The 14,995-nt window shown below is 68.9% G+C and carries 14 protein-coding genes; 3 read left to right on the plus strand and 11 right to left on the minus strand.

What is annotated here, in order from left to right; translation table 11 throughout:
• Nucleotide 1: 1 nt before the first annotated feature.
• The 5 genes from FHT38_RS14795 to tadA all read right to left on the minus strand — a co-directional run bounded on the left by FHT38_RS14795 (nucleotide 2) and on the right by tadA (nucleotide 6,597).
• Complete coding sequence (locus FHT38_RS14795) at nucleotides 2-1,447, minus strand: ABC transporter permease (protein WP_183492211.1); 1,446 nt, start codon at nucleotides 1,445-1,447, stop codon at nucleotides 2-4.
• Nucleotides 1,448-1,481: 34 nt separating this feature from the next.
• Entirely contained in the window at nucleotides 1,482-2,465 is a 984-nt protein-coding gene (locus tag FHT38_RS14800) for an ABC transporter permease (RefSeq protein WP_147240069.1), read from the minus strand.
• Nucleotides 2,465-4,705, minus strand: coding sequence for an ABC transporter substrate-binding protein (locus FHT38_RS14805; RefSeq protein ID WP_183492508.1), 2,241 nt, complete (start codon nucleotides 4,703-4,705; stop codon nucleotides 2,465-2,467). Before FHT38_RS14805 ends, FHT38_RS14800 begins: the two co-directional genes overlap by 1 nt.
• 243 nt (nucleotides 4,706-4,948) lie before the next feature.
• A complete protein-coding gene (locus FHT38_RS14810; protein ID WP_183492212.1) occupies nucleotides 4,949-5,929 on the minus strand; it encodes an LD-carboxypeptidase in 981 nt (326 codons plus the stop codon).
• Nucleotides 5,926-6,597 (minus strand): tRNA adenosine(34) deaminase TadA, encoded by a 672-nt coding sequence (gene tadA, locus FHT38_RS14815; RefSeq protein ID WP_183492213.1) that lies wholly within the window; start codon nucleotides 6,595-6,597, stop codon nucleotides 5,926-5,928. The genes FHT38_RS14810 and tadA overlap by 4 nt, the downstream gene beginning before the upstream one ends.
• 48 nt (nucleotides 6,598-6,645) lie before the next feature.
• Between tadA and FHT38_RS14820 the strand changes: the two genes are divergently transcribed.
• Nucleotides 6,646-7,836, plus strand: coding sequence for a DUF72 domain-containing protein (locus FHT38_RS14820; RefSeq protein ID WP_183492214.1), 1,191 nt, complete (start codon nucleotides 6,646-6,648; stop codon nucleotides 7,834-7,836).
• A 66-nt stretch (nucleotides 7,837-7,902) separates the two neighbouring features.
• Here FHT38_RS14820 and FHT38_RS14825 read toward each other — a convergent pair whose 3' ends face one another.
• The 3 genes from FHT38_RS14825 to FHT38_RS14835 form a co-directional block, all read right to left on the minus strand.
• Nucleotides 7,903-8,454 carry a 2'-5' RNA ligase family protein gene (locus FHT38_RS14825; protein WP_183492215.1) on the minus strand — a complete coding sequence of 184 codons (552 nt, stop codon included), beginning with the start codon at nucleotides 8,452-8,454 and terminating at the stop codon, nucleotides 7,903-7,905.
• On the minus strand, nucleotides 8,451-8,678 hold the full coding sequence (locus tag FHT38_RS14830) for a hypothetical protein (RefSeq protein WP_091732140.1): 228 nt from the start codon (nucleotides 8,676-8,678) through the stop codon (nucleotides 8,451-8,453). The genes FHT38_RS14825 and FHT38_RS14830 overlap by 4 nt, the downstream gene beginning before the upstream one ends.
• Nucleotides 8,679-8,750: 72 nt before the next feature.
• Nucleotides 8,751-9,527: an NIPSNAP family protein gene (locus FHT38_RS14835; RefSeq protein ID WP_091732136.1), complete on the minus strand. Its 777-nt coding sequence runs from the start codon at nucleotides 9,525-9,527 to the stop codon at nucleotides 8,751-8,753.
• A gap of 252 nt (nucleotides 9,528-9,779) precedes the next feature.
• Here FHT38_RS14835 and FHT38_RS14840 point away from each other — a divergent pair, with 252 nt between their 5' ends.
• Together FHT38_RS14840 and FHT38_RS14845 are read left to right on the plus strand one after the other, a co-directional pair.
• Entirely contained in the window at nucleotides 9,780-9,995 is a 216-nt protein-coding gene (locus tag FHT38_RS14840; RefSeq protein WP_183480784.1) for an AbrB/MazE/SpoVT family DNA-binding domain-containing protein, read from the plus strand.
• Entirely contained in the window at nucleotides 9,973-10,494 is a 522-nt protein-coding gene (locus tag FHT38_RS14845; protein WP_310737382.1) for a type II toxin-antitoxin system VapC family toxin, read from the plus strand. Before FHT38_RS14840 ends, FHT38_RS14845 begins: the two co-directional genes overlap by 23 nt.
• Before the next feature lie 44 nt (nucleotides 10,495-10,538).
• Here FHT38_RS14845 and guaA read toward each other — a convergent pair whose 3' ends face one another.
• The 3 genes from guaA to guaB are packed head-to-tail and all read right to left on the minus strand — an operon-like array spanning nucleotide 10,539 to nucleotide 14,960.
• Nucleotides 10,539-12,143, minus strand: coding sequence for a glutamine-hydrolyzing GMP synthase (guaA, locus tag FHT38_RS14850; RefSeq protein WP_183492216.1), 1,605 nt, complete (start codon nucleotides 12,141-12,143; stop codon nucleotides 10,539-10,541).
• Nucleotides 12,144-12,195: 52 nt separating this feature from the next.
• Complete coding sequence (locus tag FHT38_RS14855) at nucleotides 12,196-13,491, minus strand: MFS transporter (RefSeq protein ID WP_404935714.1); 1,296 nt, start codon at nucleotides 13,489-13,491, stop codon at nucleotides 12,196-12,198.
• Nucleotides 13,488-14,960, minus strand: coding sequence for an IMP dehydrogenase (guaB, locus tag FHT38_RS14860; RefSeq protein ID WP_091732127.1), 1,473 nt, complete (start codon nucleotides 14,958-14,960; stop codon nucleotides 13,488-13,490). The genes FHT38_RS14855 and guaB overlap by 4 nt, the downstream gene beginning before the upstream one ends.
• Nucleotides 14,961-14,995: the final 35 nt, after the last annotated feature.

The following is a 14,995-nucleotide window of genomic DNA, read 5'->3' on the forward strand; positions in this document are numbered from 1 at the left end:
CTCAGGCCTGGGCGTTCTTCTTCTTGAGCGACAGCACCTGCGGCCGCAGCTTGCGGGCGCGCGGGTCGAAGGCATCGCGCACGCCGTCGGCGAACAGGTTGGCGGCCAGCACCAAGCTCACCATGAAGCCGAAGGCGGCGACGAAGCTCCACCACACCACCGGGTCGCGGCTCATCTCCGAGCGTGCCAGGTTGATCATGCCGCCGAAGCTGTTCATGCCCGGGTCCACGCCCACGCCGACGTAGGTCAACACCGCCTCGTAGAGGATGAGGTCGGAGAAGTTGAGCACCAGCGAGATCAGCACCAGGTGCATCACGTTGGGCACGATGTGGCGGACCATGATCGTCGTGTCGCGCACGCCGAAGGCGGTCGCGGCCTGCACGAAATCGGCCTCGCGCAGCTTGAGCGTCTCGCCGCGCACCAGCCGGCACAGCGTCGCCCAGCCGGTCACGCCCAGGATCACGCAGAGCAGGAAGATCTTGAGGTCGGCGCGTTCGGCGCCGGTCTCGAAGGCCTCCGGGTGCTTGTCCAGGAAGACCTGCACCATCAGCACGCAGGCGGCGATCAGCAGCACGTTGGGGACCGAGGTCAGCACCGTGTAGAAGTACTGGATCGCCTCGTCCACCCAGCCCTTCAAGTAGCCGGCCAGGATGCCCAGCACCAGCGCGAAGGGCAGCGTCGCCAGCGTCGACAGCGCGCCGATCACGAAGGCGGTGCGGATGCTCTTGAGCGCCTGGTAGAGCACGTCGTTGCCGGTCTGGTCGGTGCCGAACACGTGATAGTGGCCCATCAGCGCGATCACCGGTCCCGCCAGCAGCGCGATGACCGACAGCGTCCCGAGCGCCGCGCGCCACGGGTAGTGCGTGCGATCGGCCAGCAGGTCCTTCAGGCCCTGGCGGAAGCCGCCGTGATGCGGCGCCAGGGCCGCCGCCATCGCCAGCGCGATCAGCACTGATGCCAGCGCGCCCAGCGCCAGGCCGGTCAGCGCGCGCCGCGTCACGTCGCCGGACCAGTCGCGCGCCGGATCCTTCAAATGCGCGCCGCCGAAGGCCAGTCGCGGGAACTCGCGCACGATCTCGCTGCCGTGGGCGACGCTGTCCAGCGTGAAGCCCTGGTAGGCCAGCGGCGCCGAGTAGCTGGTCTCGCGCATCTCGATCTGGCGCGCCAGCAGCAGGTCCAGGACCGATTCGGTGCGGGTCTCGTAGAACTGCTGGCCGGCCGGGCTGTCGGCCAGCGCGCGCCGGAAGTGCAGGCTGTCCAGCGCCGTGAGGCCCAGGAACAGCGCCAGCACCACGCCAGCGCTCAGCGCGGCCGGATCGCGCAGCACGCGCTGCCAGTTCGCGCGCAGATGCGGGCGCCGGATCAGCCGCGCGATGTAGAACACCAGCGCCGCGAACATTGCCCACAGCGCCACGTCGGTCCAGAGGATGACGACCTTGAATCCCATGTCGAATCTCTTGTCGGATCGGCGCGAGGCCGCGTCAGGTCAGCCGCACGCGCGGGTCGACCCAGGTGTAGACCACGTCGATCAGCGCGTTGCTCGCGATGTAGAGCAGCGCGCCGAGGAACACCATGGTGCGCACGATGGCGAAGTCCTGGCCGGTGATCGCGTCGATGACGAAGGCGCCCAGGCCCGGGATGCCGAAGAAGCTCTCGAACACCAGGCTGCCCAGGAAGACGTAAGGCAGGTAGGCGCCGGCGCTGGTGATGATCGGGATCAGCGCGTTGCGCAGCACATGGCGCATCAGCACCACGGGCTCGGACAAGCCCTTGGCGCGGGCGGTGCGGACATAGTCCTTGCCGACCTCCTCGAGCAGCATCGCGCGGTACAGGCGGGCCTCGCCGCCCAGCCGCGACAGCAGCGACAGGGCGATCGGCAGCGCCAGGAACTTGAGCGCGTCCAGCCCCGGCTCGTAGCCGTTGATCGGCACCAGGCGCAGCACTCTCGAGAAGAAGAACTGCCCGACGATGATGTAGAAGAGGCTGGAGATCGACAGCATCAGCACGCACAGCACGACGCCCCAGAAGTCGATGCGCGAGTTGCGGAAGAAGGTCAGCAGCAGCGCGAAGGCCACGCTCACGATCAGCTGCAGCACGAAGATCGGCACCGCCAACTGCAGGCTCACGCCCATGCGGGTCTTGATCTCATGGCCGATGTCGACGGCCTGGCGCGCGTCGGAGCGGCCGAACTCCAGCAGCATCAGCGACACCGAGCGCTCCCAGAACACCGTGTGGGTCAGCTGCGCGGTGCCGCTGCGCGAGGCATCCCAGTACAGCGGCTTGTCGTAGCCGCGCTCGGCCTTCCACTTGTCGATCTGTTCCTGCGAGACGCGCTTGCCGCCGATGTTCAGCCGCGCCATGTCGTCCGGCGTGTTGACGGTGAAGAACAGGAAGAAGGTCAGCAGGTTGACGCCCACCAGGATGGCCAGCCCGTAGGCCAGGCGACGAGTCAGGTACTTGAACATCAGTCGGCTCCCCGGGGGGCGCTCAGGGCGTCGTTGGCGACCAGCGGCGCGGCGGTGCCGCGCGCGGTCGCGGTTTCGCGCTTGCGGAAGCTGCGGCGCGTCATCCAGACGATGGCGGCGAAGCCCACCACCAGCACCAGCAGCGGCCACCAGACCGGCCGGTTCCATTCGCCCTGGCGCTGGGCGCGCTCCTGCGGATCGATGCGGTAGTAGCGCACCGGATCGCGGATCACGATGCTGGGTTTGCCGTTGTAGACCCAGTGCTGGTACGCCTGCCCGGTCCAGGCCCAGTAGCCGAAGGCCCAGGGCGCGTCCTGCTGGGCGATCTGCACCATGCGGTCGATCACCTGCTGCTTCTGCGGGCCGTCGTCGAGCACCTGCACCTGCTTGAACAGCCGGTCGAATTCGGCGCTCTCGTAGTTGGCCGAGTTTTCGCCTTCATGCAGCGACTTGCTGTTGGGCCCGTAGAGCAGGAATAGGAAATTCTCGGCGTCCGGGTAGTCCGCGAACCAGCCCCACCAGAAGACCTGGTGCTTGCCCTGGCGGACCTTCTCCTGGAACTGGTTGTAGTCGGTGGCGCGCACGTCGAGCTGGATGCCCAGCTTGGCGAACTGCTTCACCAGCCAGTCGTTCTCGGCCTTCACCTCCGGCGTGACGGTGCGCATGAAGTCGTAGTTGAGCACCAGCGGCTGACCGGTCTTCGCGTCGCGGCCATCGGGGTAGCCGGCCTCGGCCAGCAGCTGCTTCGCGTCCTCGAGCGGACGGCGCTCGACCTTGCCATTGACCAGCCGGTGCGTGACCGGATTGAAGAAGCCCGGCTGCGCCTCGCGCGAGCCGAACACGCCCGGCGGCACCGGCCCGAAGGCCGTCACGCCGCCGCGGTTCTTGAAGATGCGGCCGTAGCCCTCCTCCCAGTCGATCGCGATGGACAAGGCCTGGCGCAGCTTGCGGTGGCGCTCCTCTTCCTCCGGCGTCCTGCCCTTGCCGATCACCGGATCGAGCATGTTGAAGCCCAGGTACCAGTTGTTGGGATCGGTCGAGCGCGGGAAGGCGAAGCCGCGCTGGCGGAAGAAGGCGTCGGTCTCGGCGGAGTCGCTGGCGTCGGCGTAGAACTCGACGCCCCAGTCGCCGCGTTCCAGGTCGGGGAGGTCCAGGTAGCCCTGCTTGAACATCTCCTTGCGCGGCACCCGCTCCTTGATCAGCGTGGCGACGATCTTGTCGATGAAGGGCATGGGCTTGCCGCAGTCGGCCAGGCGCCCCGCGGGACCGTCGTCGGGCATGCCCTCGCAGGGGTAGAGATCGTCCTTGCGGTAATTCGGATTGCGCGACATCACATGACGGCGATCCTGCTCGTAGGTCGTCATCATGTAAGGCCCGGTGCCCACCGGCCACTGGTTCCAGGACAGGCCGTGCTCGGCCATGCCGGGCTGGGCGTAGAACAGGTCCGCCTCCCACGGGATCGGCGCCATGAAGGTCGTCGACATCCAGTAGGACCACTGCGGGTACTTGCCCTTGATGCGCACGCGCAGCAGGTGCTTGTCCACCGCCTCGGCGCCTTCCAGCGGCCACTTGCGGAAGTCCAGGAAGGGCTTGTCGGGCGTGCTCTCCGGCAGGCCCTTGAGCAGCTTCGCGTTCTCCTCGCGGATCAGCGCGCCGTAGGCCTTCAGGCCGAGCACGTGCTCGGAGAACAGGCCGAAGATCGGCGCCTCGATGCGGGTGGTCGCGTGGCGCTTGAGCGCGTAGACGAAGTCCGCGGCCTCGAGCTCCCGGGTGCCCTGGTGCTCGAACTGCCAGGGCGAGCGCTTGTCGCCGAGCTCTTTCGCCGTGAGGTGGTGGTAGCGGTAGTGGCCCTGCTCGTCCTTGGCGAATGCGGGGCTGGGCGCGTACAGGACGCCGGGCCGGATGGGCACGTCGTAGACGCTCTGCGCGATCTGGTCCGCGGGCGCGTCCTCGGGCAGGCGCCGGCCCTGCGCGTCCAGGTAGTACGGCTTGACCACCGCCGCCGCGACGCGCGGGATCAGCGTGTAGGGCCGCTTCAGGTAGTGGTAGCCGTAGAGCGGCTCGGTGATCTGGTAGGTATAGACCGACTCGGGCGCGGTGTAGGACGCGGTCGGATCCAGGTAGCGCGGCGAGCGCTCGTCGAAGGACAGGTAGAGCGTGTTGTCCTTGGCCGCGCCGGCCGGATAGGGACTGTTGTTGCACGCGGCCAGCAGCGACGCGGCACACACCGCCGCCGCCATCGCCCCCGCGCCGCCCAGGCGGCGGATCGCCACGAACCGGGCCCACGCCGCACGCCAGCCCTCAGCCGCGTGCAGCGACGCGTTCCACAGCCCCGACGACATCGTCATCCTTCCCAAAAGCAAACGCCGCATCCTGGGGATGCGGCATTGCCAGATTGTTGCCAAGGCCGCGCCCCTCGTGGAGGCCGGCCGCTGCCGGGGCGGATCATAGCGGCCCCGCTCGCGCGGCGCCCGTGACGTCGGTCAGTGGTCGTGACCGGGGTGGTCGTGATCGTGGCCGGGGTGATCGTGCGGCTCGTGATGATCGTGTCCGTGGCCGACATGGCCCCAGGCCACGATCACGTCGCGGCCCTCGACCATCATCTCGGCCTTCGCGCCCACGGGCAGGCACACCTTGGTCGGCACATGGCCGAAGGGCAGCCCGGTGAGGACAGGCACCCTGACGCGCTCGCGCAGCGCCTGCACGCAGCTCTTCATCGAGTAGCCGCGATCCAGCGGCGACTTCTTCCAGCCGCTGAAACTGCCCAGGATCACCGCCTTCTGCGCGTCCAGCACGCCCGCCTGCCAGAGTTGCAGCAGCATGCGCTCGACGCGGTAGGGATGCTCGTTGACGTCCTCCAGGAAGAGGATGCCGCCCTTGATTTTCGGGAAGTGCGGCGTGCCCAGCAGCGAGCACAGCACCGCCAGGTTCCCCCCCCACAGCGTGCCGCGCGCCTCGACGCCGTCCAGGCCCGCCTCGGTGCGGAAGCCGATGGCCTCTAGCGAACCGTCCATCGCCTCGAGAAAGCAGTCGCGGGTGATCTCGTCGACGCCGCCGTCGCTTTCGGCGCGGCCGAAGTCGTCGCAGGCGATCGGACCGGCCCAGCTCGTCTGCTTCGTGTGGGCCAGCAGCGCCAGCTGCAGCGCGGTGACGTCGCTGAGGCCGACCCAGCGGGTGCCGCGCTCCGCGCTGCGCGCCATCAGCGCCCAGTCGATGCGGTCGAGCAACCGCGTCAGGCCGTAGCCGCCGCGCGTGGCCAGCGCCACCGACGGCGCCGCCTCGGCGACGCGGTGCAGCGCGGCCAGCCGCGTGTCGTCGTCGCCGGAGAAGCGCTGGTGCTTCGCCAGCGCGGCCTCGTCGATGCTCACGTCGAAGCCGAGCGCCGTCAGCCGCTTGGCCGCGCGCTTGAGCGGCTGCGCCTGCGCCAGGACGCCGGAGGGGGTGTAGAGGATCAGGGAGCTCATCGCTGCGGGTCGTCCTGCGGAGGATCGGAATTCGGGGAAAGGTATTGCGCGTCGCCGACCGGGATCACCGGAAACTCCTGCACCTCGGGCAGCGCGGTCAAGGCGGGCAGGCCGTCGGCATCCACGGCGGCGCCGGCTTCGATGGCCCGCTCGGCGGCCGCCTGGCGACGCGTCTCGCGCAGCTGGCGCGCGGCCTCGCGGCGCTCGGCGAAGAACTCGCGCAGCAGCTTGGCGGAGGCCTCGGCCAGCACGCCGCCCTGCAGCGCGGTGTGGTGGTTGAGCTGCTTCTGATCGAACAGGTCCAGCACCGAGCCGGCCACGCCGGTCTTGGGATCCGGCGCGGCGAAGACCACGCGCTTGAGCCGCGCATGCATCATCGCCATCGCGCACATCGCGCAGGGCTCGAGCGTCACGTAGAGCTCGCACTCGGGCAGCCGGTAGTTGCCCAGCAGCTGCGCGGCATGGCGCAACGCCACGATCTCGGCATGCGCGGTCGGATCGTGCGTCGTGATCGGGCGGTTGTAGCCGGTCGCGATCACCTGGCCGGCGCGCATGATGACGGCGCCCACGGGCACCTCGCCCACCAGCCAGGCGTTCTGCGCCTGGTCGAGGGCGAGCCGCATCGCGTACTCGTCGGCGGGGAGGAGGGAGGAAGGCTCGATGGACATGGCGAAGCTCGCGCGGCAGTGTAGCCGTGCCCGCTATGCTGCCGGCCCATGCAACAGGAGTTCCCCGGCCATCAGGACGATCTCTTCGGCGAGCTGCTGGCGCCAGCGCCCGCCCCCGGCGCGCGGCCCGCGACGACCGGGCGGCAGGCGCGCGGCGCCGACCGCGTCGACCGCGTCGATGCGAGCGATGCCGGTGATGCGGACGATCCGGACGACACCAGCGGCGCGATCACCGAAGGCGCGCCCTCGCCCGCCACGGACGGGCCGCCGAAACGCCGCCGCGCCGGCGTCCAGCCGCAGCCGGTGGACGAATCGCAGGCCGCCCTCGCCGCCGCGCTGTCGCCGCGGATCCGGCTGGGCACCTCGTCGTGGAGCTATCCGGGCTGGCAGGGCATCGTCTGGGCCGGCCGGCACGGCGAATCCACCCTGTCGCGCAACGGCCTGAGCGCCTATGCGCAGCAGCCGCTGCATCGCGCGGTCAGCATCGACCGCGGGTTCTACCAATCGCTGACGGCCAGCCAGTACGAGCGCTACGCGCAGCAGGTGCCCGAGGACTTCCGCTTCACGGTCAAGGCGCCGAGCGTGGTGACCGACGCGCAGGTGCGGACCGAGGACGGCCGCGGCCGCCAGGCCAACACGGCCTTCCTCGATCCGCGGCTGGCGGTCCAGGAATTCCTCGAACCCGCAATGCAAGGGCTGGGCGCGCGCATCGGCGCGCTGGTGTTCCAGCTCAGTCCGCTGCCCCTGGCCATGCTGGGCCGGATGCCGGAGCAGCTCGACCGGCTGCACGCGATGCTGGCCGCCCTGCCCTCGCTGCGCGACGTGGCGCCGGAGGCGGTGGTGGCGGTGGAGGTCCGCGATCCGGAATGGCTCACGCCGGACTTCGTCGCCGTGCTCAAGGACACCGGCGCGCGCTACTGCCTCGGGCTGCATCCGAAGCTGCCCCCGATCCAGGACCAGTTGCCGCTGCTGCGCGCGATGTGGCCCGGGCCGCTGGTCTGCCGGTGGAACCTGCACCGCGTCCATGGCCCGTTCGGCTACGAGGACGCGGAGAAGAAGTACGGCGAGTACGCCGAGGTCATGGATCCCGATCCGGAGACACGAGCCGTGCTGGCGAAGGTCGTGCGCGCCACCGCCGAGGCCGGCCAGCCCTGCTACGTGACGATCTCCAATCATGCGGAAGGTTCTGCCCCGCTGAGCCTGCGCGCGCTGGCGCGGGAGATCGTCGACCCGGCCTGAGCGGGGCGAGCTCCACGGGCGGGTTGAGCCGTCGATCGACGAGGCCCGCTGACGCCCGGTCCGGGCTCAGTCCAGCGGCCAGCGGGCCAGGTCCACGTGCGTGGACTGTCCCTGCAGGCTGTCCAGCAGCAGGAACTCGGAGGCAGTCCAGCCGGGCACGATGAAGGGCTGCGGCTCGACGGCGACGTCGTCGTAGAAGAGCGTGAGATGCGGCGTGAAGTGCGGATCGGTCCGCAGGCCCGCCGCATGGAGCCGGTCGCCGAGCGCGGCCCGCATCGCGCGCACGCCGTCCAGGCAGGCGCCGCCGCTCAGCACCAGCGGCAGGTTGCGCGGCTTGCGGGTGAAGCTCAGCAACTGGTCGAAATCGACCCGGACCGGCCCGTGCCGCAGCGCCGCGGCGGCGTCCTCGGCGAGTTGCCGGACCTCGGCCATCGTTTCGGCCTGGTCGGTTGCGTCGTCATACCAGCCGAGGTGGTGGAGCGTCACATGCAGGCGCTCGGTGCGGGGCGGTCGAACGCGCAGCCCGAAGCGTCGAGCGATGTCGCCCGACACGGCGCTCAGCCTCGCCGCGGTGGCCGGATCGGGCCGCAGGCAGAAGAAGAGCGCATGCACGGTCATCGAGCGTCAGCCTCCGAGGCGCGCTGCTCGCCCTGCTTCATCAGGTCCTGCACTTGGCGGCCGACGGCCTCGGGCTGAGGCAGGTCCGACGGCGCGGCCGCGCCCGAGGAGGCGGCGGACGCCGCGGGCGGGCGGGTCTTCATGGTTTCCATCTGCTTCTTCGCGGTGAGCATGATGATGCTGAGCACGATCACGACGGCCAGGATGGACAGGGCGCTGCGCATGGGGAGATCCGGAAATCGAGGCAATGGCGGGCAGCATAGCCAAGCGGGCGCGCCGCGGCGCGTCGACCCGGCTCAGCGCAGGGCCGAGCCGACGCTCGGTCGCAGGCGCAGGATCTGCGGTGCCCGTTCCTGCGCGTCCAGCCAGCGCGGTGCGAGCGCGCGCCAGGCCGGCGCATGCCGGCACGCGCTCCAGCGCAGGGCCCAGTCGTCGGCATCGGCGGCACGCGTCATCCAGACGAAGACCTTCTCGCCCTCGCGCACCGGCAGTCGCGGGAAGTTGTTGGGCGAGCGCTCCGGGATGAAGCTGCCGATCACCGGCAGTCCCGCGGCCTCGATCACCGGCGCGACCTCGTGCTCGAAGAAGCGGGCGAAACCGTCCTCCGGATCGGCGGGATCCTTCCAGAGGTAGCACAGGTGGAGCAGCACGAGTCCGGTGCCGCCGTCGCGGCCCGCGCCGAGCGCGCCGCCCGCCCTGCCCGCCCTGCCCGCTCGGCCCGCGTCACGTGCCACATCGATGCGCGCCGGCACCGCCCCGCCTGGCGTCGGCCGCAGCAGCAGGACGTTGTCGTTGTCGTCGAGCAGCGGGTTGGCCTCGTCGCGGCGAGCCTGCCAGACTGGGCCGGAATAGAACGCGTGGAGCGCGCGCTCGCGCGCCGCCATGTCGTCGAAGCCGCGGATCCAGACGAAGCGGCCGGGGTCGTCCAGGTCGGCGAACTGGCCGTACAGCCGCATCCCGACCGCTTCCTGCGAGTCGACGAACGCCTCGTCGAACAGCCGCATGAAGCGGTCGCGCTCGCCCTTGACGATCTTGTACTGGCGCAACTCGAAGACGGGATGGGCGTCGGACATGGTGGACCTCCTGGGTCGTGGGCGTCGAAGTGATCGTGCGATTCTGGGGAGACGCCCTGTCACCGCGTGTCAGCAACGGCCGGCGCTCCATGGGTTCATGGCGATGGCGAACGTCAACTGCTCATCAACGTCGACAGCACCTCGACCTTCGGTAGTCACGGCGTGGCCACCACTCGTCAAGGTCGTAGTCCTCAGAGGCCCGTGAGCGAAGAATCGGCGGCTTCCCGCTTCACTGATCGCCATGGAGGACACATGCCCGCACCAATCGCCGAACTGTCCCCCCGCCACCGCATTGAACTTCCCAAGGAGCTTCGCGAGGAACTGAAATGGAAGCCCGGTCAGAAGCTCATGCTGATCCGACGCCACGACGGCGTCTTCATTTGTCCCGAGGTGACGTTCGAGCAGCTGCGGGGCATCGCCAAGGGCGCGAACACGGAGGGATGTCGTGATCGCAACGACCGCTACTGACCCACCCGCAGCAGCAACAGGGCCGAAGTTGGTCGTCGACACATCGGCTTGGATTGAGTGGTTCGTCGACTCGGACATCGGCCGCCTGGTGGATGCGGCCCTCAGCCAGCCCGAGCGCTGCATCGTCCCGACGATCGTGCAGATGGAACTTGCCAAGTGGGCCTTGCGCGAACTCCCCGAGGATCAACACCTTCGGCTTGTCCGATTGACGCAGAAGTGCCACGTCGACGCGCTCGACAGCGGAACCGCGTTCATGGCCGCTTCCGCGAACGTCGAACACAAGCTCGCTCTGGCGGACGCCATCATCTACGCCACCGCGCAGAAGTTTGGTGCCGAAGTCGTGACCTGCGACGCGCACTTCAAGGGCCTACCGGCGGTTCGGTTCTATCCAAAACTCGCCCGGGCCAGCGAGAACTCGATCCCGGCGTTCAGTCCTTGGGAGCGCTGGCCGACCTCGGATCAGTTCGATCACCCCCAATTGACCTGGCCACGGCAATAGCGAACAAGGGCCCCGAAGGGCCCTTGTGCATCAGCGTCGAGCGCTCATTCCCACTCGATCGTCGCCGGCGGCTTGCTCGACACGTCGTAGGTCACGCGGTTGATGCCGCGCACCTCGTTGATGATCCGGCCCGAGCAGCGCTTGAGCAGGCTGTAGGGAAGCTCCGCCCAGTCCGCCGTCATGAAGTCGCTGGTCTGCACCGCACGCAGCGCGACGACGTAGTCGTAGGTCCGGCCGTCGCCCATCACGCCCACGCTCTTCACCGGCAGGAACACCGTGAAGGCCTGGCTGGTCAACTCGTACCAGGTCTTGCCCGTCGCCTCGTCACGGGTGTTGCGCAGCTCCTCGATGAAGATCGCGTCGGCGCGGCGCAGCAGGTCGGCGTATTCCTTCTTCACCTCGCCCAGGATCCGCACGCCCAGGCCCGGGCCCGGGAACGGATGGCGATAGACCATCTCCGGCGGCAGGCCCAGCGCCACGCCCAGCTCACGAACCTCGTCCTTGAAGAGCTCGCGCAGCGGCTCCAGCAGCTTCAGGCCCAGTTGCTCCGGCAGGCCGCCCACGTTGTGGTGGCTCTTGATCGTCGTGGCCTTCTTGGTCTTGGTGCCGCCGCTCTCCACCACGTCCGGATAGATCGTGCCCTGCGCCAGGAAGGTCGCGCCCTTGTGCCCTTGGCCGCTGGCCTTGAGCTTCTCCGCCTCGGCCTTGAACACGTCGACGAACAGGCCGCCGATGATCTTGCGCTTGCGCTCCGGGTCGGTCACGCCGGCCAGTTGGCCGAGGAACAGCTCGCTCGCATCGACACGGATCACCTTCGCGTGCAGCTTGCCCGCGAACATGTCCATGACCATGTCACCTTCGTTCAGGCGCAGCAAACCGTGATCGACGAACACGCAGGTCAGCTGGTCGCCGATCGCGCGGTGGATCAGCGCCGCCGCCACCGACGAGTCCACGCCGCCGGACAGACCCAGGATGACTTCCTCGTCACCGACCTGCTCGCGGATCTTCTGGACGGCTTCCTCGATGTAGTCGCCCATGATCCAGTCGCCGCGGCAGCCGCCGATGTCGCGCACGAAGCGCGTGATCATCGCGGCGCCCTGCACCGTGTGCGTCACTTCCGGATGGAACTGGAACGCGTAGTAGCCCTTCTCCTCGTTCGCCATGCCAGCGATCGGGCAGCTCGGCGTCGAGGCCATCAGCACGAAGCCCGGCGGCAGCGCGGTGACCTTGTCGCCGTGGCTCATCCAGACCTTCAGCATCCCGTGGCCTTCGGGCGTCGAAAAGTCCTGGACGCCAGCCAGCAGCTTGGTGTGGCCATGCGCGCGGACCTCGGCGTAGCCGAACTCGCGGCGGTCGCTCCACTCGACCTTGCCGCCGAGCTGCACCGCCATCGTCTGCATGCCGTAGCAGATGCCCAGCACCGGCACGCCCAGGTCCCACACCGCCTGCGGCGCGCGCAGTTCGTGGTCCTCGTAGGTCGACGCGTGGCTGCCCGAGAGGATGATCGCCTTGGGGGCGAACGAGCGGATGAAATCGTCGCTGACGTCGTTGGGATGGATCTCGCAGTAGACGTGGGCTTCGCGCACGCGGCGCGCGATCAGCTGGGTCACCTGGGAGCCGAAGTCGAGGATGAGGACTTTGTCGTGCATGGTCAGCTTCTAGCGATGCTTGGGAATTCGATTGCGGACGGAGCGGCGGCACTCATGCCTTGGCCGCGGCGGCCTGCGCCGGCGGCTCCGCGGTGAAGTGGCGCCAGGCGAAGGCCAGCGAGGCCAGTTGCAGCAGCGCGCACAGGTAGAACGGGGCGCCGATGCGCCAGTCGGTCTTGGGCAGCTCGGCCACCAGCGCCATCAGGCCCAGGCCGGCGATCGGCGAGATCACCGCCATCAGGCTGTTGATCGCGGCCACCGCGCCCATGGTCTCGCCCTGCGTGCGCGCGTCGGCGGCATTGGAGATCACCCCCTGCATCGCCGGCCCGGCGGCCACGCCGCAGACGTTCAGGAAGATCGCAGCGACCATCATCCACGCCTCGGTCGAGAGGCCCCAGATCAGGTTGGTCGCGATCGAGGTCATCAGGCCGATCAGCACCAGCCGGCGCGGCCCCAGCCATCTCAGCAGTGGCTGCAGCAGCACGCCCTGGACCAGCACCGCCACCAGGCCGACGACGAACAGCGACAGGCCGTTCTCCTTCGGGCCCCAGCCGAATTTGTGCTGGTTGTAGAGCACCCAGCTGGTCTGGATCACCAGTTGCGCCAGGCCCGAGCAGGCGATGACGTAGATCAGCGGCCCGACCCCGTGCAGCTTGCGCAGCCGGCCGAGCGCGGCGAACGGGTTGGCCTTGCGCCAGTCGAAGGACCGGCGGTGCTCCGGCGCCAGCGATTCCGGCAGCACGAAGAAGCCATACAACCAGTTCATCAGCGCCAGCGTGCCCGCGACGTAGAACGGCAGGTGCAGATCGATCGCGCCGAGCAGGCCGCCCATCACCGGCCCCAGGATGAAGCCCATGCCGAAGGCCGCGCCTAGCATCCCGAAGCGCTTGGCGCGATCGGCGGGCGGGGTGATGTCGGCCACGTAGGCGTTGGCGACGGCCGCATTGGCCTGCATCGCGCCGGAGAACAGCCGCACCACGACCAGCATCCACAGCGCCTGCGCCATGGCCGTGACGAAGAAGCTCAGCGCCAGCCCGCTGAAGCCGACCAGCATCACCTTGCGGCGGCCGAAGCGGTCGGAGAGCCCGCCCAGGATGGGCGAACCGAAGAAATTCGCGAGACCGAAGGCGAAGGCCACCGCCAGTTGGGCGAGCGCGTGCTGGGTCTCGTTCTGGGTGAAGGTTCCGACCAGCGGCGGCAGCACCGGGATGATCAGGCCGATCGACACCATGTCGATCAGCACCGCGATCAGGATGAACGACATGGCGGCCTTGCGGCCGCCATGCGTGGTCGAGGCCGCGACGGCGTCGGGGCCGTCGCGCTGCGCCGGGTCGGACAAGGGCGTCACTCCAGACGGTAGTTGGGCGCTTCCTTGGTGATCTGCACGTCGTGGACGTGGCTCTCACGGATGCCCGCCGAGGTGATCTCGACGAACTCGGCCTTCTCGTGCATGTCGGCGATGCTGGCGCAGCCGCAGTAGCCCATCGAGGCCCGCAGCCCGCCGCCCATCTGGTGCACGATCGCGACCATCGACCCCTTGTACGGGACGCGGCCTTCGATGCCTTCCGGCACCAGCTTGTCCGCGTTGGGGTTGGTCGTCTCGTCGTTTTCCTGGAAGTAGCGGTCCGCCGAGCCGGCCTTCATCGCGCCGATCGAGCCCATGCCGCGGTAGCTCTTGTAGCTGCGGCCTTGATACAGGATCACTTCGCCCGGGGCCTCCTCGGTGCCGGCGAACATGCCGCCCATCATTACCGTGCTCGCGCCGGCGGCGATGGCCTTGGCGATGTCGCCCGAGTAGCGGATGCCGCCGTCCGCGATCAGCGGCACGCCGGTGCCCTTGAGCGCGGTGGCGACGAAGTCGATCGCCGCGATCTGCGGCACGCCGACGCCCGCCACGATGCGGGTGGTGCAGATCGAGCCCGGGCCGATGCCGACCTTGACCGCGTCCGCGCCGGCTTCCACCAGCGCCAGCGCCGCGGCGCCGGTGGCGATGTTGCCGCCGATGACCTGCACCTGCGGGTAGTTCTTCTTGACCCAGCGCACGCGCTCGATCACGCCGCTGCTGTGGCCGTGCGCGGTATCGACGACGATCGCGTCGACGCCGGCCTTCACCAGCAGTTCGACGCGCTCCTCGGTGCCCTCGCCCACGCCGACGGCGGCACCGACGCGCAGCTTGCCGTGGTCGTCACGGGCGGCATTGGGGAAGTTGGTCTGCTTGGTGATGTCCTTGACGGTCATCAGGCCGCGCAGCTCGAAGCTGTCGTTGATGACCAGCACCCGCTCCAGCTTGTGCTTGTGCATCAGCGCCTTGCCGTCGTTGAGCGAGGCGCCCTCCCGGACGGTGATCAGGCGTTCGGCCGGGGTCATGATCTCGCTGACCGGGGCGTCCATGCGGGTCTCGAAGCGCAGGTCGCGGCCGGTGACGATGCCGACGACCTTCTTGCCCTCCAGCACCGGGAAACCGGAGATGCCGTGCTGCTCGCTGAGCTGCTTGACCTGGCGGACGGTGGTCTGGGGGGTGATCGTGATGGGGTCGCGGAGCACGCCGGACTCGTAGCGCTTGACGCGGGCCACTTCGGCCGCCTGCTGCTGCGGGGTCAGGTTCTTGTGGACGATGCCGATGCCGCCTTCCTGGGCGATGGCGATCGCCAGTCGCGCTTCGGTCACGGTGTCCATCGCGGCGGACACGAGGGGAAGATTCAGGCGGATGCCACGCGTGAACTGCGTGGCCAGACTGGTGTCGCGCGGCAACACCTGGGAGAACGCCGGCACCAGCAACACATCGTCGAAGGTGAGCGCTTTTCCGAGTAGGCGCATGAGGGAAGCTCCAGACGCAAAGGCGCATTATAGAG

This window comes from Mitsuaria sp. BK041, assembly GCF_014193085.1.
Lineage (GTDB): Bacteria > Pseudomonadota > Gammaproteobacteria > Burkholderiales > Burkholderiaceae_C > Roseateles.